The sequence below is a fragment of the Mesorhizobium sp. WSM4306 genome, assembly GCF_007003975.1.
Classification (GTDB): Bacteria; Pseudomonadota; Alphaproteobacteria; order Rhizobiales; family Rhizobiaceae; genus Mesorhizobium.
The window spans coordinates 145,790-167,269 of the sequence record NZ_VFTC01000002.1 but is presented as its reverse complement, the minus strand read 5'-3'; the positions used below and the strand labels follow the sequence as shown (position 1 = coordinate 167,269).

Sequence of the window (21,480 nt, the reverse complement as noted above, 5' to 3'; positions counted from 1 at the left end):
GACGTGTGGCAGCGCAATTGCTGAGGAACCAAGTGATGGACGGCGGGCAGGAAGTCACAATCGCTAATCTGGTGAAAGAGATTTCGTCACTCACGCGGCGAATCCAGACGCTGGAGGGTGACTATTACCTGCGTCGGCGCAACAGCTGGCGATATAAATTTCAGCCGAAGGTTTTCGATTTTCATCAGTACCAGCCACGGAATTTGCAGCCCCCACCCAACTACAGCGTTCCGACGCCCAACACCGGCGCGCTTCGGATTGCCATTGTCACGCCGTCCTATCGGCATGCGCATTTTCTGCGAGCTACGATCGATAGCGTCCTCTCCCAGAACTATCCCAATCTCGAATACATCGTTCAGGATGGCGGCTCGCAAGACGGGACACGCGAGATGCTTGAGTCCTACGGACAAAGGATTGCCTGGAACAGCGCCGCGGACGGCGGGCAGACAGACGCCATCAACAAGGGCTTTGCGGTCGTATCCGGCGACATCATGGCCTATCTCAACAGCGACGACGTCCTGTTGCCCGGAACACTGCATTATGTGGCACACGCGTTCGAGAAGTATCCCAAGATCGATTTCGTCTATGGCAATCGAATCGTGATCGACGAAGCGGGTAGGGATACCGCTCGCGTGGTCCTGCCGCCGCACGACAGCGAGGTCATCAAATGGGTCGACTACATCCCCCAGGAGACCATGTTCTGGCGCCGCAGCGTTTGGGAAAAACTCGGTGCATTCGACACAACGTTTCAGTATGCGATGGATTGGGATTTCATCCTGCGGGCGCAGGCGGCAGGATTCCGTTTCAAGCGGCTCCCACGCTTCCTCGGCTGCTTTCGCGTTCATCCCAGTCAAAAGACGTTTGCCATGCACGACGTCGGGCGAGAAGAGCAGGACCGCCTACTCCTACGCAGTCACGGCTCCGTGTCCCGATGGGGAGATATCAATGCAGCGATGGCCGGCTATATGAAGAAGCAGGTTCTCTATCATCGCCTCTACAAATTGGGCATCATGCGAATATAGGTCGATAAGTGGCTGCTCTGTCGGATCCGTTGCAAACCTTCGGCAACGAAAGCTTGGCACTATGGATCTGGATTATGCTCGCAAATCAATCGGACGCCACCATGGTCGCAGCGTCTTGCGGTCAATGTCGGGACTGGCGCTTCGGCTCGTAGCGTCCGTCCGGCCGCTTGTCGAACATCTCGCCGATCTGCGGATGCCGGACTGGCTCGCCCGATTGATCCTCGAGCAGGTTCTGTTCGGACACATAGGCGATGTATTCGGTTTCCGAATTCTCGGCGAGCAGATGATAGAACGGCTGGTCCTTGCGCGGCCGCACATCGGCCGGGATCGCCTCATACCATTCGTCGGTGTTGGCGAATTGCGGATCGACATCGAAAATGATGCCGCGAAATGGAAACAGCCGGTGGCGAACCACCTGTCCGATCGAGAATTTGGCTGTTTTCATCATACTCACCACTAAGCCCTGAAGCGCCCGGCGTCGCTTGGAATGCACGGCACGCGCTCTAAGGCTTTGAATTTACACACGCCGTCAGCAAAAATCGAGCCCGACTTTAGGGCTGGTATCCGACCCTATCTGGCGCAGACGGTGGTCCAATTCAATGCCGAGGCGCCTGACGCCTTGTGAAGCTACGGGCTAGCCCGGCCCAGGGTTTTCGGGCCAGGGCAAAAATGTCTGACCGGCTGCTCCAGATGATCCGGCACGGAATATTACCGCCGGACCTGTTTCCCTAGGCCAGTGAGCGCGGCAAAACCGCTCCCCGGCCTCAAGCCCTCGCGCATGAAGAAGGCGCGCAGCGGCGCGAAACTGCCGAGCACATTGAGGCCGGCGCTGCGCGCCATCTGCGCCGGCAGCATGTCCGACAGCAGCGACATGTTGAGCAGATTGACTGCCCCACTGCGCGCCAGAATGTCGGGACGGCGCCGGGAATCATAGGCTGCGAGGGCCTTTGCGGCGCCAGGATCGCTGCGATTTTCACCAGCGATTCCAATCAGATCGTCGATGTCCCTGATACCGAGGTTGAGGCCTTGGGCGCCAATCGGCGGAAACACATGCGCGGCCTCGCCGACCAGCGCCACACGGTTCTGGGCGAAACGCCCGGGCGACGCCGCCGACAGCGGGTAGATCTGCCGGCCGGGCTCGACCGACACTCGGCCCAGCATCGACTGCATCTGCTGTTCGACACGCTCGGAAAGTGTCCCGTCATCGAGCGCCGCAAGGTCCTTTGCCGTTTCCGGTTTCACCACCCAGACAAGGCTGGAGCGGTTGCCGGGCAATGGCACCTGGGTGAACGGCCCGGTCTCGGTGTGGAATTCTGTCGAGGTGAAGCCGTGTTCGCTGCGATGGCCGAAATTCAGCACCAGCGCCGCCTGCGGATAGGACCGCACCGAGGCCGCTATGCCCGCCGCCTCGCGCGCCGGTGACAGGCGCCCATCGGCAGCGACCGCCAGCGATGCGGAAACTTCGCGGCCATTCGCCAGAACGGCATGTGCCCCGCCGGCGTCCAGGCGCCAGCTGTCAACCATCACCTTCAGCCATTCGATACCGGGATGCGCGATGACGGCCCTGGCCAGCGCCGGGTTGAGCGCGCTGTTGGGCAGGTTGAGCCCGAACTGCTCCTCGCCGATTTCCGTGGCACGAAAGGTGACCACCGGGCTGCGGATCAGCCGGCTTGTAGCATCGACGATGCGCATCACCCTCAGAGGCGCTGCCTTCGGCGTCAATTCGGCAAGCACGCCCAGTCGATCGAGGGTCTTGAGGGCAGGGTTCATCAGCGCCGTTGTCCGGCTATCGGGACCGCCCGCCTCGGGTCCGATGAGAGTCACGGGAAATCCCGCCTCGGCAAAACCGAGCGCCGCGATCAGCCCTGCAGGGCCGCTGCCGGCAACCAGTATCCATGCTGTCTCGCGATGATCCAAATTGGACTTCCAGTTTGCGATGCAGGTCCATCCTGTCTGTCCATGGATATAGGTCAGACCATGCCGCTTGATCAACGCGGCGATTAGGCTCATTCGATTGCCATGACCGGCCAACAGGACGATTTCAGCCATCTCGACCGCGCCGGCCGCGCCACGGCAGGCCTTGCCCGCCATCCCCGGCTGACGGTCAACATCGCCATCGGCGGCGGCATTCTGCTCGCATGGTTCATTATCGGCGCCATGGCGATCCGCGGCGCCGAAGGCCGGCTTCCCGGCGCCGGCGCACCGGGTGATGTGGTGTTGCGCTATCTGCCGCAGCTGCCGCTGCCGGATTTTCTCGACCGCTTCTTCGGCCTGTGCCTGACGCCCGCACCGCTCGATGCCGGCAGCGGCGCACAGTTTCTGGCACTGATCGCCATGTGGTTCCTGATGGCCGTGGCGGCGATGCTGCCGTCGGCAGCGCCGATGATCCGCACCTATTGCGAAGTCGCCGACACCGCCCGCATCAAGGGCGAGCCGGTGGCCCACCCGCTTGCCCTGGTTGCCGGCTACCTCTGTACATGGCTGGTCGCCTCGGCCGGCTTTGCGATGCTGACGTTGATCGTCCACACATTCGCCTCGTCCGCACGATTGCTCGATCCGGTGAGCGGCATTGCCGCTGCTGCCGCTTTGCTTGTGGCCGGCCTCTACCAGTTCAGCAGCCTCAAGCAGGCCTGCCTGACAAAATGCCGGAACCCGTTCTCGATCCTGTTTTCCAACTGGAGCGCTGAGCCCAGTCGCATTTTCCGGCTCGGGCTGGAGCAGGGCCTGTGGTGCCTCGGCTGTTGCTGGGCGCTGATGCTGGTGATGTTTGCCGTCGGCACCATGAACGTGTTCTGGATGGCGCTGATCGGCCTGTTCACTTTGATCGAAAAACAGACCACCGGCAGGGTTCCTACCCGGGTGGCCGGTGCGATACTGCTTGTCTGGGCAGTCGCCCTGCTAGTAGTCTCGGTATGACGAGGGAAAATTCAATGGCAGAGCAAGGCTGGGCTATGAAAGGAGAGCTCGTACTCTCCTGCAATTGCACGGTTTTTTGCCCTTGCGTGCTGTCGCTTGGCAGCCATCCGCCGACGGAGGGCTATTGCCAGACATGGGCGGGTTTTCGTATCGACGCCGGCCATTTCGGCGAGGTCGACCTGTCCGGTCTCAATCTCGGACTGGTCATGGAAATCCCCGGCTATATGAGTCGCGGCAACTGGACCGCGGGCCTGTTCATCGACAAGCGCGCCTCGGTCTATGCGGTGAAGGCGTTGACGAAGATTTTCACCGGCAAGGCCGGCGGAACCACATCGTTGCTCTCCATCCTCGTCGGCAAATTCCTTGGCGTCGAACAGGTGCCGATCACCTACGAGACGCGTGACAAGACCCGTATTTTCCAGATACCGAAGATCATCGACGGGGCGGTGACACCGATTCCCGGCAAAGATCGCGAGAAGGACACCGTGATCAGCAATTCGGAATACTGGATCGCGCCGGAGATCATCGTGGCCAGGTCCGACAAGAGCAAGATGCGGGCCTTCGGCCGCAACTGGAATTTCGCCGGCCGCTCGGCCGAAATCTGCAAGCTGGATTGGCGAGGCCCGTGAGCAAGAACACAACCGCCAGGAACGCCGCCAAAAAGATCACCGACCGGATTCCGAGGCCGAAGAAGAAGGTCACCTGGCCGCAGGCGCGTGCGTTTTCGGTGCATCTGCTGACCGCGTCGGGCTCGTTCCTGGCCTTCCTTTCGCTGGTGGCGGCGAGTGAGGAACGCTGGACGGCGATGTTCTGGTGGCTGGGTCTGGCGCTTTTCGTCGATGGTATCGACGGCCCGATCGCGCGAAAGCTCGAGGTCAAGGAGATCCTGCCGACCTGGTCGGGCGAACTCCTCGACAACATCATCGACTATGTCACTTACGTGCTGATCCCGGCCTTCGCGCTCTACCAGCGCGGCTTCATGGGCGAAAAACTGTCGTTCCTGTCGGCGGCCATCATCGTCGTGTCCAGCGCCATCTATTATGCCGACACCGGCATGAAGACGAAGGAGAACTTCTTCAAGGGCTTTCCGGTGGTCTGGAACATGGTGGTGTTCACCCTGTTCGTCATCGAACCGGGGCAATGGGTGTCCTTCGGTGTCGTCGTGGCGGCGGGCATCCTGACCTTCGTGCCGATCAATTTCATCCATCCGGTGCGGGTGGTGCGGCTGCGGCCCATCAATCTCGGCATGACGCTGCTGTGGTGCGCGTTCGGCGCGCTGGCGCTGGCGCAGGCAGCCCTTGCCGCCTTCTACGACCAGATCGGTGTTCTGGGCGAACAGGTCAGTATCTTCACCAAGGTCGGCATTACCGTCACCGGGCTTTACCTCGCCTGCATCGGCGGTATCATGCAGTTCTTCCCAAAGCTCGGCGCCAAGCCGCCAACAAAAGCGACTGACAGCAAGAAAACCTGACCCGCAGGAAAGCCCGAAAATGTCCAAAGCGATCCGTATCCACGCCCATGGCGGTCCGGAAGTGCTGACTTATGAGGATGCCGATCCGGGGCAGCCCGGCGCAGGGCAGATCCTGGTCAGGCACACGGCGATTGGCCTCAATTTCATCGATGTCTATCATCGCACCGGCCTCTATCCGCCGCCCGGCGGCTTCCCGCTGATCCCGGGCGGCGAAGCGGCTGGCGTCGTGCTGGCGGTTGGCACTGGCGTCGACTGGCTGAAGCCGGGCGATCGCATCGCCTATGCCGTCAATGTCGGCGCCTATGCCGAGCAGCGCGTTGTCGCTGCCGACCGCGTGGTCAAGGTGCCGGACGGCATCAGCGACGAGCAGGCCGCCGGCATGATGCTGAAAGGCATGACGGCGGAGTATCTCCTGCGTCGCACCTTCAAGGTGAAAGCGGGCGACACCATCCTGTTCCACGCCGCCGCCGGCGGCGTCGGCCTGATCCTGGGACAATGGGCGAAACACCTCGGCGCGACCGTCATCGGCACGGCAAGCTCGACTGACAAGATCGAGATCGCCAAGGCGCATGGCTTCGACCACGTCATCAACTACAGGGAACAGGATTTCGTCGCCGGCGTCGCCGCAATCACCGGCGGCAAAAAATGCGACGTCGTCTACGATTCGGTCGGCAACGACACATTCCCCGCCTCGCTCGATTGTTTGCGGCCGCTCGGCATGTTCGTCGCGTTCGGCCAGTCCTCGGGGCCGATCCCGCCATTTTCGATGTCGCTCCTGGCGCAGAAGGGATCGCTGTTCGCCACCAGGCCGACGCTGTTCGTCTACAACGCAAAGCGCGAGGACCTCGAAGTTTCGGCTGCAGCACTCTTCGACGTGGTGCTGAGCGGCGCGGTCAAGATCCAGATCAACCAGCGCTACGCCCTGAAGGATGCCGGCAGGGCGCAAGCCGATCTCGAGGCGCGCAAGACGACGGGAACCACCATTCTGGTTCCCTAACGGGAATTTGCCCGGCTTTTCAGCGCTTTGCCGAGGTGCCGGGCGCTGTTTGCACGAAAAACCGGTCGGTCAGTTTGCTGTGCGAAGCAGGCTTATTTTTACCCCTTGAGTTTCCGCTGAAATTCTTGAAGCTCTTTCAAGGTGGGTGCTGCTTTCGCACGAGAGCAGCCAGCGCATACCATGCTGTCGGGAACACAGAACATATCCGGAAACCGGATGGGAGGCACTGTGAGTGCAGATCATGATGGAGCGAACCTGCTTGAGGTTCGTGGCCTGACCAAGATATTCGGCACGTTGACTGCGTGCGATCATATCGACCTCAACATCGCCAAAGGCGAGATTCACGCGCTGCTAGGCGAAAACGGCGCCGGCAAGTCGACGCTGGTCAAGATGCTGTTCGGCTCACTGGAGGCCAATTCCGGCGAGATCTTCTGGAACGGCGAGGCGGTTCGCATCACCAGCCCGGGCATGGCGAAGAAACTCGGCATCGGCATGGTGTTCCAGCATTTCTCGCTGTTCGAGGCGCTAACCGCAGCCGAGAACATCGCGCTGTCGCTGGATGACGGCTCGCCGATCAGCTCGATCGCAGCCAAGGCGAGGGCGCTTTCCTTCAGCTACGGCCTGCCGCTCGATCCGGACTCGCTGGTCGGCGATCTCTCGGTGGGCGAACGCCAGCGCATCGAGATCATCCGCTGCCTCTTGCAGACGCCGCAGCTCATCATTCTCGACGAGCCGACCTCGGTGCTGACGCCGCAGGAAGCCGACAAGCTGTTCGAGACGCTGGAGCGCCTGCGCTCGGAGGGCAAATCCATCCTCTACATTTCGCACCGGCTGGAAGAGGTCAAACGCATCTGCGACCGCGCCACCGTACTGCGTCACGGCAAGGTCGTCGGCCACTGCAACCCACGCGAGGAGACCGCTTCGTCGCTGGCCCGCATGATGGTCGGCAACGAGGTGAAAGCCGTGGTGCGCGCGCCGGCCGACGGCATCGAGACCGCGCAGCCGCTGCTCGAGATCCGCGCGCTCAGCCGAAAGCCGGCGACGCCGTTCTCGATCCCGCTGAAGAACATCAACCTCAACGTGCGTGCCGGCGAGGTGATCGGCATTGCCGGTGTCGCCGGCAACGGCCAGGGCGAGTTCTTTGAATCCGTCTCCGGCGAGGTGCTGCAGCAGGATGCCGCGTCCGTGCGCATTCGTGGCAAGGACGCCGGCGCGCTCTCGATCACCGTCCGGCGGCTGATGGGTGCCGCCTTCGTGCCGGAAGAACGGCTCGGCCATGGCGCGGCGCCGCGCATGAAGCTTTCGGAAAACCTGCTCCTGTCGCGCCATGCCACCGACGGCAAGGTTTTTGTCGGCACCGGCGGCGCAGTCAAAAGCGGTGCGGTCTATGCCGCCGCCCAACGCATCATCGTGGCGATGGATGTGCGCAAGAGCGCGCCTGATCCGGAAGCCGCAGCCCTTTCCGGCGGCAATCTGCAGAAATTCATCGTCGGCCGCGAGCTCGACCGCAGCCCGGCTGTCATGGTGGTCAACCAGCCGACATGGGGCGTCGACGCCGGTGCTGCCGCCCATATCCGCCAGGCGCTGATCGAACTGGCGCGCAGCGGCTCGGCGGTTCTGGTCATCAGCCAGGACCTCGACGAGCTGTTCGAGATTTCGGATGCGATCGCCGTCATGCACAATGGCGAGCTGTCGAAACCGCTGCCGATTGCCGAGGCCACGTTCGAAAAGATCGGTCTTTTGATGGGCGGCGCCGAGCCCGGCCACGCCGAACACACGCTGGAGACGGCATGATGCGCCTCGAACTCGTCAAACGCCCGCAGCGCTCGATGCTGTTTTCGGCGCTGTCGCCCTTCATCGCCTTCGGCCTGACGATGATTGCCGGCGCGATTCTGTTCGCGCTGCTCGGCGTCAACCCGTTGAATGCATTCGAAATCTACTTCATCGAGCCGATCAGCCAGGTCTGGCAGCTGCATGAGCTGGCGATCAAGGCCGCCCCTTTGATCCTGATCGCGGTCGGCCTGTCGGTCTGCTACAAGGCCAACATCTGGAACATCGGCGCCGAAGGCCAGTTCATCCTCGGCGGCATTTTCGGCTCGGCCATTCCGGTGCTGTTCCCTGGGTTCGAAGGGCCACTGGTGCTGCCGCTGATGCTGTTGTTCGGCATGGTCGGTGGCGCCGCCTATGCAGCTATCCCGGCTCTGCTGAAGACGCGCTTCGGCACCAACGAGATTCTGACCAGCCTGATGCTGGTCTATGTCGCCCAGCTGTTCCTCGACTGGTTGGTGCGCGGTCCCTGGCGCGATCCGCAGGGCCACGGTTTCCCGCAGACGATCCAGTTCAACGACTCGGCCGTTTTGCCGGAGCTGATGCCGGATGCCGGCCGCGCCAATTGGGGTTTTGTCTTTGCGCTTGTCGCCGCCGTGCTGATCTGGGTGCTGATGAGCCGCCTGCTCAAGGGTTTTGAGGTCCGCGTGCTCGGCTCCAGCCCGCGGGCAGGGCGCTTCGCCGGCTTCGGCCTCAACCGCATGGTCTTCTTCGCCTTCCTGCTGTCGGGGGCGCTGGCGGGGCTTGCCGGCATCTCGGAAGTCTCTGGCGCCATCGGCCAACTGCAACCGGTGATTTCGCCCGGCTATGGCTTCACCGCCATCATTGTCGCCTTCCTCGGCCGGCTTAATCCGCTCGGCATCGTCGCCGCCGGGCTGGTGCTGGCGTTGACCTATCTCGGCGGCGAGGCGGTGCAGAGCGCGCTCGGCATCTCCGACAAGGTGGCGCGTGTGTTCCAGGGCATGCTTTTGTTCTTCGTGCTCGGTTGCGACACCCTCATCCACTACCGCATTCGTCTCGTCGGCATGGCGCTGGCGAAGGGCGCTGCAAAACTCGATGCTGCGCCGAAGTTGAAGGAAGCCCGCTGATGGACATCACCGTCAACATCCTTTTGACCATCGCCACGGCGGCGACGCCGTTGCTGATCGCGGCCATCGGCGAACTGGTGGTCGAGCGCTCCGGCGTCCTCAACCTCGGCGTCGAAGGCATGATGATCATGGGTGCCGTCGGCGGCTTCGGCGCCGGCTATCTCACGGGATCGCCCTGGATCGGCCTGCTCGCGGCAATCGCCATGGGCGCGGTATTCTCGCTGCTGTTTGCGGTCATGACGCTGTCGCTCGCTACCAACCAGGTGGCGACCGGCCTGTCGTTGACGCTGCTTGGCCTCGGCCTGTCCGGCATGATGGGCACCAGCTTTGTCGGCCAACCCGGCGAGCGGCTGCCAAATCTCTACATTCCGGTGCTGACCGACATTCCTGTGGTGGGCAGGTTGCTGTTCGGCCAGGATCCGATCTTCTACATCTCGATCGCGCTCACCGCCGCCGTCATGTGGTTCCTTTTCAAGACCCGCACCGGGCTGACGCTGCGCTCGATCGGCGACAGCCACACGTCGGCGCACGCGCTTGGCATCAAGGTCATCCGTTACCGCTATCTCGCCGTCATCTTCGGCGGCGCCTGCGCCGGCCTTGCCGGCGGCCACCTGTCGCTTGTCTATACCCCGCAATGGGTGGAGAACATGACAGCCGGCCGCGGCTGGATCGCGCTGGCGCTGGTCGTCTTCGCCTCCTGGCGGCCGTGGCGGGTGCTGGCCGGCGCCTACATTTTCGGCGCGGTCTGGATCGGTCAGCTTCATGCACAGGCTTTTGGCATTCCGGTGCCTTCGCAGCTGCTTTCTTCTCTGCCCTATCTGGCAACCGTCGTGGTTCTCGTTCTAATCTCGCGCAACAAGCGTCTGACGATGATGAACACGCCGGCTTCCTTGGGGCAGCCATTCGTTCCGGATCGTTGACAATAAAAACAAACGGGAAAGCTCCAAGGCTAAACTCAGAGAGGTAACACAATGAAAAAACTGCTTATTGCTCTTATGACCACGACCGCCGTCATGTCGCTGGCAGTGTCGGCGCAGGCGGCCGACAAGCTGAAAGCGTGCTGGGTTTACACCGGCCCGATCGGTGATTTCGGCTATTCCTACCAGCACGACCAGGGTCGCCTCGAGGTGGAGAAGGCGCTCGGCGACAAGGTCGAGACCGCCTATCTTGAAAACGTCTCGGAAGGCCCCGACGCCGACCGCGCTTTCGAGCGTCTGGCCCGCGAAGGCTGCAAGATCATCTTCGGCACCTCCTTCGGCTTCATGGATCCGGAAGTGAAGGTCGCCAAGAAATTCCCGAAGGTGATGTTCGAGCACGCCACCGGCTACAAGACCGGTGACAATCTCGGCATCTACAATGCGCGCTTCTATGAAGGCCGCTATGTGCTCGGCCAGATTGCCGCCAAGGAATCGAAGGCAGGGGTGGCCGGCTACATTGTTTCCTTCCCAATCCCCGAAGTGGTGATGGGCATCAACTCCTTCATGCTCGGCGCGCAGTCGGTCAACCCGAACTTCAAGGCCAAGATCGTCTGGGTGAACTCCTGGTTCGATCCGGGCAAGGAAGCCGACGCCGCCAAGGCGCTGTTTGATCAGGGCGCCGACATCATTGTCCAGCACACCGATTCCACCGCCGCCCTTCAGGTGGCGGAAGAGCGCAAGCTGCACGGATTCGGCCAGTCCTCCGACATGATCAAGTTTGCGCCGAACGCACAGCTGACCTCGCTCACCGACGAATGGGGCCCGTACTACATCAGCCGCGTGCAAGCGGCGCTGGACGGCACCTGGAAGCCGGACAATGTCTGGCTGGGCATCAAGGACGGCGCCGTCAAGCTGGCGCCGTTCACCAACATGCCCGACGATGTAAAGGCGATGGCCGAGGCAACCGCCAAGAAGATCGCCGATGGCTGGAACCCCTTCACAGGTCCGGTCGCCAAGCAGGATGGCACGCCGTGGCTCAAGGACGGCGAAGTCGCCGACGACGGCACGCTGCTCGGCATGAACTTCTATGTGAAGGGCGTCGACGACAAGCTGCCGCAGTAAGCCTAGGAAATACAAAGCAAAAAGGGCGCCCTCTGGCGCCCTTTTTCATTTCGCGGGCTGTGCGCTTCTGCCGCGAAACCGAGCCAGCGCGGTATCGAGCGCGCCACCGATCCAGGCCTTCACCGGGCGCTGGGCCGGCCGTTCGAAATACTGCCAGACCGCCCAGGAAAGCAGAACCATGAGCGCGACGCAGCCCAGGCCAGCAGCCCATTTGCCGACCAAAGGTGCGGCGGTATTGATGGCGATATAGCCGATTTTCTGGTGCAGGAGATAAAGCGGGTAGGTCAGCCCGCCCAGCGCCAGCGTCATTGCGGACGGCACGACACGGCTGCGCAGCAGGATCGCACCGATCAGCAGGGAATGCATGACGATGTTGGCAACCACCAGATGCGGCTGCGAAACGGCAATGCCATATTCGTTCAGCATCCACTGCTTCGTCACGGACAGCGTGCTGCAGGACAGAAGAAAGGCCGCACCAAGCAGTAGCAGGGCTGTCAAGGAGCGGCCGTGCGCATGGATGTGGTGGACGAGCACGCCAGCGGCGAAGAACGGACCGAATTCGGTGAGGAACAGCAGCCTTGCCGCAAGGCTTTCGATGAAGAATTCGTTCGACGCCGAGATCGCCAGCCAGACGAAGATCAGCCCAAGCTTCCATTTCTGGAAAACGCCACCGAGCAGAGCGAGCGTCACCCAGCCGTAGAAGACCAGCTCGAGCAGGATCGACCAGTAGACGCCGTCCATGAAGGGCTGGCCCAAGGCCGGCGCAAGCATCGACAGGTTGGCTGCATATTGACCGAGCGACGTTGAAAACAGCGGTGCACCGAAAGCCATGACGATGACGAAGGTGATCGTCATGCACAGGAGGTAGCCGGGGTAGAGGCGCACGAAACGTGCGATTGCAAACTCTTGCCAGAAGCGGCCTTCCGCCGACCAGGCAATGACGAAGCCGCTGATCAGGAAGAACAGGTTTCCGCCGAGATAGCCGTAGAGGGCGAACGGCGCCACGCTCGGATAGCCCTCGGCCAGCGCACCCTCGGCAGCCGCGCCGCGAAAGAAGTAATGGAAGAACACCACAGCCAACGCGGCGGCCAGCCTCAACAGGTCTAGCGTCGCGATATGATCCTGTCGGGCAGGTCTGGCATCCATGCGAAGTCTCGGCGTTTACGGCCCGGAAACCATAACGCAGATCTCGACGAAACAGGGTCAACAGCGGCAAATATCGCGAAATTTGGTAAATGGCGGCGGAAGCATCCGACCGGACACAATTGTCTGTGATACGGTTCCGTGACGCCCTTCACAGATGAAGTTGCTTTTTACTTGCATTCTCATCTTGCGGCATGACGAAATCGGCCGACGTTACTAATTTTAGCAGGAGAATGTCTTATGCAATTGAGCAAAAAACTCTTAGCCATTATCGGCAAACGCATTCCAGCCTTTTATGACATCATCCCGCGCGGACCGCAGGGGCGGCTCGCGCAGATCGCACTCAATCCTCAGCCGCTCCCGCCTCACGAACTGGGCGCCGCGATTGCCGACGAATTCGTGCGCCACGCATGGATCGCCGAGCGCGGCGGGCTCGACATGAAAGGGGTGCTGAGCGACCTCGACGATTGGTGCCCGACGCGACCGAAGCTGCCGAAGCTTCCCCCGTGGTGGCCGCCGATCCCGGAGCCCGAGCCGCACCCCGAATGGTTCGTAGACTATCATCTGGGATTTGCTGCACGGCTGTCCGTGGTCGCGGCTGGCTCGGCGGGCACGCGGCTGGACAAGACCCTCAATCAGGCGATCGATCGGTCGCTGGCCGCAATGGAATCGGTCAAGCTCTGAAGAAAACGCAACACCGCCTTACCAGGGGTGTGCCAAAATCCGAGGGCGCCGAGAGGCGCCCTTTCGGCGGTTTTCTAAACCGCTGAACCGTAAAGATCGTAGGCGTCGGCGCGGTCGATCTTGACGGTGACGATGTCGCCTTGGCGCAGCGGGCGGCGCGACTGGATGTGCACCGAACCGTCGATCTCGGGCGCATCGTATTTGGTGCGGCCCTTGGCCGAGGTGCCATGCGCCTCGTCGATCAACACCGGCAGGCGCTTGCCGACCTTCTTGGCCAGCTGCGTTGCCGAGATCTTCTGCTGGCGCTGCATGAAGCGATGCCAGCGCGCTTCCTTGATCTCCTGCGGCACCTGTTCGAGGCCGAGATCATTGGAGCGGGCGCCCCGGACCGGCTCGTATTTGAAACAGCCGGCGCGGTCGATCTTGGCCTCGTCCAGCCAGTCGAGCAGCATCTGGAAATCGTCTTCCGTCTCGCCGGGAAAACCGACTATGAAGGTCGAGCGTATCGCGAGGTCCGGGCACACTTCACGCCAGCCGCGAATGCGCTCCAGCGTCTTTTCGCCATGGGCGGGCCGGCGCATGTTCTTCAGCACCTGCGGCGAGGCGTGCTGGAAAGGGATGTCGAGATAGGGAAGGATCTTGCCTTCGGCCATCAGCGGAATGACGTCGGCGACATGCGGGTAGGGATAGACATAGTGCATGCGCACCCAGATGCCGAGCTTGCCCAGTTCCTCCGACAGGTCGAGGAACTTCGCCCGCACTTCGCGGTCGCCGAACATCGAGGTCTGGTACTTGATGTCGATGCCGTAGGCGCTGGTGTCCTGCGAAATGACCAGCAATTCCTTGACGCCGGCCTTGGCGAGTTTCTCGGCCTCGCGCAGCACATCGGCCGCCGGCCGCGAGACGAGGTCACCGCGCAGTGCGGGAATGATGCAGAAGGTGCAGCGGTTGTTGCAGCCTTCCGAAATCTTCAGATAGGCGTAGTGGCGCGGCGTCAGCTTCACGCCTTGCGGCGGCAACAGGTCGATATAGGGATCGTGGCTGGGAGGCGCCGCCTCGTGCACTGCCGCCATCACGCTCTCATAGGCCTGTGGACCGGTGATGGCGAGCACGTTGGGGTGCTTTTCGCGGATCACGTCCGGCTCGGCGCCAAGGCAGCCGGTGACGATGACCCTGCCGTTTTCCGAAAGCGCCGAACCGATGGCATTGAGCGACTCGTCGCGTGCCGAATCGAGGAAGCCGCAGGTGTTGACGACGACCAGATCGGCGCCGTCATGCTTGCGCGCGATCTCATAGCCCTCGGCGCGCAGGCGCGTGATGATGCGCTCGGAATCCACAAGGGCCTTCGGGCATCCAAGGCTGACGAAACTCACGCGTGGGGCGGACATAAAGCGTTTTCCGGGTTTTTCAGGATTGGCCGCGCAGTACCACACTTATTGCGGCAATGGTATGGGCACGCCCTTCATGCGGCAAAACGCACGGTGATCGCCCTCGAAACCGGCTCGATATTGCAGGAAATGTGTCAACTCACCGCGTTGGTCACATGCGGAGCGACTTCGACGATGCCGCGATAAACCATATCCAGCGCGACATAGAGGATGATCGCCAGGCCGACATAGGCAATCCAGCGGTAACGGTGCAGCAATCTGGCGATGAAGCTCGCGGCAAGGCCCATCAGCGCGATCGACAGCACCAGGCCAATGACCAGCACCGGGAAATGATCGCGCGCCGCACCCGCGACCGCCAGCACATTGTCGAGCGACATCGAGACATCGGCGACGACGATCTGCAGCGCTGCCTGGCCGAGCGTCTTGCGCGCCTTGCCGGTCGCAACCGTCTTGTCGCCGTCGAGATCGGCATTGGCCAGCGCCTCGGTCGCCTCCTGCTCGTCGGCATGGGACGTCCGCAGCTCGCGCCACATCTTCCAGCACACCCACAACAAAAGGATGCCACCGGCCAGCAGCAGGCCGACGATTGCCAACAGCTTGACGGTGACGGCGGCAAACAGGATGCGCAGCACAGTTGCAGCCAGGACACCGATAAGGATGGCCTTCTTGCGCTGCTCGACCGGCAGGCCGGCTGCGGCAAGGCCAATGACGATGGCGTTGTCACCGGCAAGCACCAGATCGATGGCGATGACCTGGAGGAGGGCTGTCATGCTTGCGGCGCTGAAAATGTCCATCGACCGGAGGCCCCCTGTTATTCGCCGCGTGTTCGTCGTCGGATATGCCGACGCCCTATCGTGTATGCTTCCCGCGCGTCAAGAGAACCCTACGGGCAAGGCCAAAAAACCACAGGAATAGCGAAAGCTCGTTCTGCCGGAGAGAGTTCTGGTTTTGGAAAATTCAGTCGTAGAGATTGTACTTCGCCCAGTCGGCTTCCGGGATCTCGTCACCGATGCGGTAACGGAACTGCAGGACCTCCATATGGTCCGGCGCCGTCTCACATTTGAACTTCAACCGGTACCATTGCCCCTTGCTGCGGAAGGCCGCACCCGGGCTGCGGATGGCATCGGCTTTCATTTCCGGCGTCGCAAAGGCATAGGCGACGACGCGGTCGGCCTTGTACTTGTGATCGTCATGGCTGATGCGGTCGAGCACCTCTGCATCGCATCTCTGTTCCAGCCGGGTCTGCGGATCGAGTTTCAGCAGGCCGGCGCGCAAGGCGGCGTCCATAGCGTAGGCGGGCCCGGCCAGCGTCACCGAGGCCAGGACCGCAAGGAATAGTTTTTTCATGGGCGGGAGAACGAGCATATTTCGGGTGAAAAATCAACCGGAGTGCCGATCCGGCCGCGTCCAGCCAGACTGGCAATTGAAAACCAGAAACCTACGGCTGACACAATTGAAGAGTTCTTCGCAGAGATAATGGGCAACGCGATACGACCGAAGGTCAACTGAGAATGAGTGACCGACGCGTCTCTGCTCCAGGTTTCGGAAGGTCCGATGATCGTTCTTGTGTGTGGAGGTCGCGGATTCGGAGTCCCTCCCACGGGCACCACAGATCTGCAAAGTGACTTCGATATAAACAAGGCTGCCAGAGAGCGCTGCCTGTTGTACCAAGTGCTTGATCGGTTGAATGGGGAGCACCATTTCTCAATAGTCGTTCATGGGGATGCTATTGGCGCCGACCGTCTGGCTGGAGCTTGGGCCGAAAGCCGGCAGATTCCCGTACGGGCTTTCCCAGCCGATTGGGAAACTCATCGCCGCGCAGCCGGGCCGATCCGAAACAAGCAAATGCTAGACGAAGGCACTCCCGATCTGGTCTTCGCGTTTCCGGGTGGAAGAGGCACGGCCAACATGGTGCTTCAATCAAGAAATGCCGGTGTTTTGGTCATCGAAGTTGAGGCGTCTCATGCGGACCAGACGGACAGATGGTAGGACGCGCAGACCGTCAGATGTCCGGTGGTAAATGGCAGCATAGGTCTCCTTGCCCGTGCGGCGCCAAGGGACGACCACGTGTGCGCCAAACGCATTGTCGCTGGTTCAGAGGGCACTTGGTACATCGGACTCGGCCAAGCGCTCAGCAGGTGACGAGGTCGGTGTGGCCAAAACCCTTGGAGTAGTCGAGCACCGAGATGACAGTAGGCATGACGCGAAATATGCGCACCTGCTCCGGAGTCGGCATCGGGGCCGGCAGCGAGACTTGCTCCGGATACTTTAGCAGCAGCATTCGCAGGACCTTTTCTGCTTCGGCCCGGTCTGCCACTGCCTGCGCACGCGCAGCCATGGAAAGTCCGGTGATTTCCATCACCTGTGGCGTGTCGTGATCGATGGTCAAGGATACTCGATCGTCTCGCGCCAGATTCGCAGCCTTCTGGCTTTCCAGACCGCAGAGGAAGTAAAGGATAAGGCCCTCGTTGACGTAGCCAACGGTCGTCGCCTGCGGCCAGCCGTCCGGCCTTAGCGTTGCAATCGTCATGACCCGGTGCTTGTCCAACAACGTCACGATTTTGTTTCTGATCTCTTCGTTCATCGGTTGTCTCCAAAGCCATTGCTGACCGTGCCGATTGTAGGAGCCCAAGACCGCCTAGCACTGACGCACATCAACGCAAATGACCGGCAAACGCGCCTCGGTCGCAATGGCTGGCGGGTAGTCAGCACGGATTGCCGCCGCTGCGGTGTAGCCGGCGCAGACCGAACGTCAGGAACGCGTCAGCATTTCGCCGCGCGCCAGGCGCACATCGCGATCGAGCGTACGGAACCTTTATACCTTGCCGCCAATTCGAGCGTTTGCGGTGGATCAATGCGCAGGCCGTCGATCGCCTCGATAGATGGTCGCAAGCGCCGGCATGACAGTGCATCGACTCTGTCTCAAAAAGGGAGGCGAAATCCGATGAAGTTTATGGCATCCCTCTATCTGGCGACCTATCCAGACGCGAACACCTCGAAAATCGCGGCGAATGCGGTTGCCCTCGTCAAGCAGATCGACGCAGCGCTGCATGCCATTGCCATAAATGTCGACATTCCCGACGTTTCGAACGCGCTCTCAAATTATTTGCTCGACCTTCCCTACAAGATACAAGAGGTCGACGCGACCAGTCGCAAGTGCGGCAAAGATCTGCTCGAGGCAATTGCCCAAAAAGCCGTACAAGGCGGGGTGGACCTCACCACGCAGGAATTGGCCGCGCCGCCGGCCCTGATGGGCGATTCGGCTGCAAAGCACTCCCGCTATTTCGACATCTGTCTGGTTGGCTGGGCGCCGGCCAACCAGACGGCGCGGATGTTAGCCGAGGCGATACTGTTCGGTTCAGGTCGACCGACCCTGCTGCTTCCCGATTCCACGCACGTTGGGACCCTTGGACATATCGTTGTCGCCTGGGACGGCAGCCGTGTGGCCGCACGGGCTGTTGCCGACGCACGGGCCTTTCTCGAACGAGCCTCGATGATCACAGTTGTGACCGTGACCGACGAAAAGCCGTTTCCGGGACAGGGAATTGGCGAACGCCTTGCCCTGGGCTTGAGGACGCGTGGTCTGGTGGCCGAGGCTGTCTCTATCCAGGCAGGGGACAGTTCAATCGGGACAGCTCTTCAAGAGCATGCTCTGAAGATCGGGGGCAACCTGCTTACTATGGGCGGATATGGCCACTACCGCGTCAGGGACTTCGTGCTTGGCGGCGCCACCGAAGGCATTCTCGCGGATCTGCGCCTGCCTGTCCTCCTGTCGCATTAGGTCGTGGCGAGATGAGAGGTGGCACGGATCCTATCCTGCGTTTCCACGGCGCAGCCCACGGCGTCACCGGCTCATGTTATGAGATCGAGACGCTGCATTCGCGCATCCTTGTCGACTGCGGCCTGTTCCAGGGGTCGAAGTCCGAACGGGAATTGAACTACGGGGCGTTCCCGTTTCCACCGGATGCGATTGACGCTGTCATCCTGACGCACGCGCATATCGATCACAGCGGCCTTTTGCCGAAACTGGTCAAACAGGGCTTTTCTGGTCCCATCCATACGACCCGCGCCACCATCGATCTTTGCTCGGTCATGCTGCCGGATTCGGCGCATATCCAGGAAATGGAGGTCGAGCACCTGAACCGTCGCAATGCGCAGCGCGGTCGTCCGCCCGTCGAGCCGATCTACAGCCAGCAGGATGCCGCATGACCTTTCAAAGCTTCTCCTGGACGTCAACGAGGCGGTCACCGCCGCAGCTGACGAACGGAGTCGCGCAGCGGTGATCAGGCGCATGCGAAGGGCGCTCGAGGACAAGGACGCATAGAGACTTCGAAGCGGTGAACTGAAAGCGCACGAGCGCGTTGGTGTCCATTCGCAGCAGATCGACGAACACAAGCCCATACCGCAATCCGGCGACAGGGCGCCAACAGGCGATGGGAGCCAGACATGACAGAGCATACGACAATACCAGTTTCCAGTGGCCGGCTGTCTGATCGCGAGCTGCATGCCATCGATGCCTACTGGCGCGCCGCCAACTACCTGACCATCGGCCAGATTTACCTCCTCGATAATCCGTTGCTGCGTGAACCGTTGCGGCTGGAGCACGTCAAGCCGCGCCTGCTCGGCCATTGGGGGACCTCGCCGGGGCTGAGCTTCATCTATGCGCATCTCAATCGCGCGATCCGGCTCAGGGATGCAAATGTGATCTATGTCTGCGGCCCCGGCCATGGCGGCCCGGCAATGGTGGCCAATACCTATCTCGAGGGCACCTACAGCGAGTTCAATCCGGATATATCGGCGGATGAGCAAGGAATGCGCAAGCTGTTCCGGCAGTTCTCATTCCCTGGCGGCATCCCGAGCCATGCCGCGCCCGATGTGCCCGGCTCGATCCATGAGGGTGGCGAGTTGGGTTACTCGCTTTCGCACGCCTATGGCGCCGCCTTCGACAATCCGGATCTTGTGGTCGCCTGTGTCGTCGGTGACGGCGAGGCGGAAACGGGGCCACTGGCTGCCGCGTGGCATTCCAACAAATTCCTCAACCCCGCGCGCGACGGGGCGGTGCTGCCGATCCTGCATCTGAACGGCTACAAGATCGCCAATCCAACTATTCTGGCCCGCATTCCCGAAGACGAATTGCGCGCGCTGTTTGCCGGCTACGGCTATGAGCCGTTGTTCGTTGAAGGCCACGAGCCAACCCTGATGCATGAGCGGATGGCGAGCGTGCTCGACGATGCGCTTGATCGGATCCATTCTATCCAGCATGCCGCACGCAACGGATCTGCGGTGACCGCGTCGCGACCGACATGGCCGATGATCGTGCTGCGCAGCCCCAAGGGCTGGACCGGCCCAAAAGAGGTTGACGGTTTGAAGACCGAGGGCTTCTGGCGCTCGCATCAGGTTCCCTTGTCAGGCCTTGCGGAAAACCCCGCGCACCTCAAGCTGCTCGAGGAGTGGCTGAGAAGCTACCGGCCCGAGGAACTCTTCGACACCGCTGGCGCTCCCGTCGCCGCGATCCGCGCCACGGCACCACAGGGCACACGGCGTATGAGTGCAAACCCGCACGCCAATGGAGGCCTGCTGCGCAGGTCTCTCGAACTCCCCGCGTTGCATGACCACGCCGTTGTGCTCGAGCGCCCCGGCGCCATCAAGGCCGAGTCGACGCGGGTCATGGGCAGCTTCCTGCGCGATGTGATGCGGCTCAACGAGGTCGCGAGGAACTTCCGCATCGTCGGCCCGGACGAGACTGCCTCGAACCGCCTTCAGGATGTGTTCGAAGTGACGGAGCGTGGCTGGATGGAAAAGATCCTGCCCGAAGACGTTCATCTCGGGCCCGACGGCAGGGTTCTTGAAATCCTCTCCGAGCACACCTGCCAGGGGTGGCTGGAAGGCTATTTGCTCACCGGGCGCCACGGCCTGTTTTCCTGCTACGAAGCGTTCATCCACATCGTCGATTCCATGTTCAACCAGCATGCGAAATGGCTGGATGCCTGCCGCGACATTCTGTGGCGGCGGCCGATCGCATCGCTGAATTATCTGTTGTCGAGCCATGTCTGGCATCAGGAACACAACGGCTTCAGCCATCAGGATCCAGGATTCATCGATGTCGCTCTCAACAAGAAGGCCGATATCGTGCGGGTCTACCTGCCGCCGGATGCCAACACCTTGCTTTGCGTAACCGACCATGTGCTGCAGACTTGGAACCGCATCAACATCATCGTCGCCGGCAAGCCACCATCGTGGCAGTGGCTGTCGATGGACAAGGCAATCGTTCACTGCCGGGCAGGGATCGGCATCTGGGACTGGGCGTCAACGGACGATGGGGCTGAGCCCGACGTCGTGATGGCTTGCGCCGGCGACGTCCCGACCCTCGAAACGCTGGCCGCCGTGCAGATCCTCAGGCAACAGGTTCCTGATCTCCGGATCAGGGTGGTCAACGTCGTTGACCTGATGACTCTTCAGCCGAAGGAATACCATCCGCACGGGCTGTCGGATCGCGAGTTCGATGCACTGTTCACCACCGACAAGCCGGTCATCTTTGCCTATCACGGCTATCCCTGGACGATCCATCGCCTGACCTATCGGCGTACCAACCATGACAACATCCATGTGCGCGGCTACAACGAGGAGGGCACGACCACGACGCCATTCGACATGACGGTGCTAAACGGTCTCGACCGCTTTCATATCGTCCAAAGCGTCCTCGACTGGGTTCCGCGACTGAAGAGCACGCGGGTCGCGTTAAAGCAGGCGATGGATGGCAAGCTGCTCGAACACCGAGCCTATATTCGCGCCCATGGGCAGGATATGCCGGAGATCCTTGACTGGAAGTGGGGCCAGGATGATGCGGCGCCGAAGCGTCCAGGTTGAGCGGATGCCCGCCTGCAAACGCCTGGGGACGGCAACAT

General features: G+C 61.5%; 19 protein-coding genes and 1 pseudogene. 13 read left to right on the top strand and 7 right to left on the bottom strand.

The window, feature by feature from the left end:
* Positions 1–35: 35 nt before the first annotated feature.
* Positions 36–1,022 (top strand): glycosyltransferase family 2 protein, encoded by a 987-nt coding sequence (locus FJV77_RS04520; RefSeq protein ID WP_142865662.1) that lies wholly within the window; start codon positions 36–38, stop codon positions 1,020–1,022.
* A gap of 121 nt (positions 1,023–1,143) precedes the next feature.
* Here the strand turns inward: FJV77_RS04520 and hspQ are convergent, their stop codons facing one another.
* Positions 1,144–1,467 (bottom strand): heat shock protein HspQ, encoded by a 324-nt coding sequence (gene hspQ, locus FJV77_RS04515; protein WP_023668971.1) that lies wholly within the window; start codon positions 1,465–1,467, stop codon positions 1,144–1,146.
* A 263-nt stretch (positions 1,468–1,730) separates the two neighbouring features.
* Positions 1,731–2,939: a UbiH/UbiF family hydroxylase gene (locus tag FJV77_RS04510; protein ID WP_142865862.1), complete on the bottom strand. Its 1,209-nt coding sequence runs from the start codon at positions 2,937–2,939 to the stop codon at positions 1,731–1,733.
* 102 nt (positions 2,940–3,041) lie between these two features.
* On the opposite strand from FJV77_RS04510, the gene FJV77_RS04505 reads away from it, so the two are divergent.
* The 8 genes from FJV77_RS04505 to FJV77_RS04470 all read left to right on the top strand — a co-directional run bounded on the left by FJV77_RS04505 (position 3,042) and on the right by FJV77_RS04470 (position 11,360).
* The gene (locus FJV77_RS04505) at positions 3,042–3,938 is read left to right on the top strand and encodes a DUF2182 domain-containing protein (RefSeq protein WP_142865661.1); all 897 of its coding nucleotides are present in this window, start codon (positions 3,042–3,044) and stop codon (positions 3,936–3,938) included.
* A 14-nt stretch (positions 3,939–3,952) separates the two neighbouring features.
* Positions 3,953–4,567: a DUF1326 domain-containing protein gene (locus tag FJV77_RS04500; RefSeq protein ID WP_142865660.1), complete on the top strand. Its 615-nt coding sequence runs from the start codon at positions 3,953–3,955 to the stop codon at positions 4,565–4,567.
* Positions 4,564–5,409: a phosphatidylcholine synthase gene (gene pcsA / locus FJV77_RS04495; RefSeq protein WP_142865659.1), complete on the top strand. Its 846-nt coding sequence runs from the start codon at positions 4,564–4,566 to the stop codon at positions 5,407–5,409. The genes FJV77_RS04500 and pcsA overlap by 4 nt, the downstream gene beginning before the upstream one ends.
* Before the next feature lie 19 nt (positions 5,410–5,428).
* The gene (locus FJV77_RS04490; protein WP_142865658.1) at positions 5,429–6,406 is read left to right on the top strand and encodes a quinone oxidoreductase; all 978 of its coding nucleotides are present in this window, start codon (positions 5,429–5,431) and stop codon (positions 6,404–6,406) included.
* 216 nt (positions 6,407–6,622) lie between these two features.
* Positions 6,623–8,200 (top strand): ABC transporter ATP-binding protein, encoded by a 1,578-nt coding sequence (locus FJV77_RS04485; RefSeq protein ID WP_185970189.1) that lies wholly within the window; start codon positions 6,623–6,625, stop codon positions 8,198–8,200.
* Positions 8,197–9,321 carry an ABC transporter permease gene (locus tag FJV77_RS04480; RefSeq protein WP_142865656.1) on the top strand — a complete coding sequence of 375 codons (1,125 nt, stop codon included), beginning with the start codon at positions 8,197–8,199 and terminating at the stop codon, positions 9,319–9,321. The genes FJV77_RS04485 and FJV77_RS04480 overlap by 4 nt, the downstream gene beginning before the upstream one ends.
* Positions 9,321–10,241 carry an ABC transporter permease gene (locus FJV77_RS04475; protein WP_142865655.1) on the top strand — a complete coding sequence of 307 codons (921 nt, stop codon included), beginning with the start codon at positions 9,321–9,323 and terminating at the stop codon, positions 10,239–10,241. Before FJV77_RS04480 ends, FJV77_RS04475 begins: the two co-directional genes overlap by 1 nt.
* A 51-nt stretch (positions 10,242–10,292) precedes the next feature.
* Entirely contained in the window at positions 10,293–11,360 is a 1,068-nt protein-coding gene (locus FJV77_RS04470) for a BMP family ABC transporter substrate-binding protein (RefSeq protein WP_142865654.1), read from the top strand.
* A 45-nt stretch (positions 11,361–11,405) separates the two neighbouring features.
* Here the strand turns inward: FJV77_RS04470 and FJV77_RS04465 are convergent, their stop codons facing one another.
* The gene (locus tag FJV77_RS04465) at positions 11,406–12,506 is read right to left on the bottom strand and encodes an acyltransferase (RefSeq protein WP_142865653.1); all 1,101 of its coding nucleotides are present in this window, start codon (positions 12,504–12,506) and stop codon (positions 11,406–11,408) included.
* Between the two features lie 237 nt (positions 12,507–12,743).
* Here FJV77_RS04465 and FJV77_RS04460 point away from each other — a divergent pair, with 237 nt between their 5' ends.
* Positions 12,744–13,187, top strand: coding sequence for a hypothetical protein (locus tag FJV77_RS04460; protein ID WP_142865652.1), 444 nt, complete (start codon positions 12,744–12,746; stop codon positions 13,185–13,187).
* Between the two features lie 74 nt (positions 13,188–13,261).
* Here FJV77_RS04460 and rimO read toward each other — a convergent pair whose 3' ends face one another.
* The 4 genes from rimO to FJV77_RS04435 all read right to left on the bottom strand — a co-directional run bounded on the left by rimO (position 13,262) and on the right by FJV77_RS04435 (position 17,159).
* On the bottom strand, positions 13,262–14,575 hold the full coding sequence (gene rimO, locus FJV77_RS04455) for a 30S ribosomal protein S12 methylthiotransferase RimO (RefSeq protein ID WP_142865651.1): 1,314 nt from the start codon (positions 14,573–14,575) through the stop codon (positions 13,262–13,264).
* A 134-nt stretch (positions 14,576–14,709) separates the two neighbouring features.
* Positions 14,710–15,369: a TerC family protein gene (locus FJV77_RS04450; RefSeq protein ID WP_142865650.1), complete on the bottom strand. Its 660-nt coding sequence runs from the start codon at positions 15,367–15,369 to the stop codon at positions 14,710–14,712.
* Positions 15,370–15,532: 163 nt separating this feature from the next.
* Positions 15,533–15,940: a DUF930 domain-containing protein gene (locus FJV77_RS04445; protein WP_142865649.1), complete on the bottom strand. Its 408-nt coding sequence runs from the start codon at positions 15,938–15,940 to the stop codon at positions 15,533–15,535.
* A gap of 766 nt (positions 15,941–16,706) precedes the next feature.
* Positions 16,707–17,159 (bottom strand): pyridoxamine 5'-phosphate oxidase family protein, encoded by a 453-nt coding sequence (locus FJV77_RS04435; protein ID WP_142865647.1) that lies wholly within the window; start codon positions 17,157–17,159, stop codon positions 16,707–16,709.
* 360 nt (positions 17,160–17,519) lie between these two features.
* On the opposite strand from FJV77_RS04435, the gene FJV77_RS04430 reads away from it, so the two are divergent.
* The 3 genes and pseudogenes from FJV77_RS04430 (at position 17,520) to FJV77_RS04420 (ending at position 21,442) form a co-directional block, all read left to right on the top strand.
* Positions 17,520–18,356, top strand: a complete 837-nt coding sequence (locus tag FJV77_RS04430) for a universal stress protein (protein WP_142865646.1) — start codon at positions 17,520–17,522, stop codon at positions 18,354–18,356.
* 11 nt (positions 18,357–18,367) lie between these two features.
* A pseudogene (locus FJV77_RS04425) lies at positions 18,368–18,781 on the top strand (MBL fold metallo-hydrolase); the annotation flags it as partial.
* Between the two features lie 240 nt (positions 18,782–19,021).
* Positions 19,022–21,442, top strand: a complete 2,421-nt coding sequence (locus FJV77_RS04420) for a phosphoketolase family protein (protein ID WP_142865645.1) — start codon at positions 19,022–19,024, stop codon at positions 21,440–21,442.
* Positions 21,443–21,480: the final 38 nt, after the last annotated feature.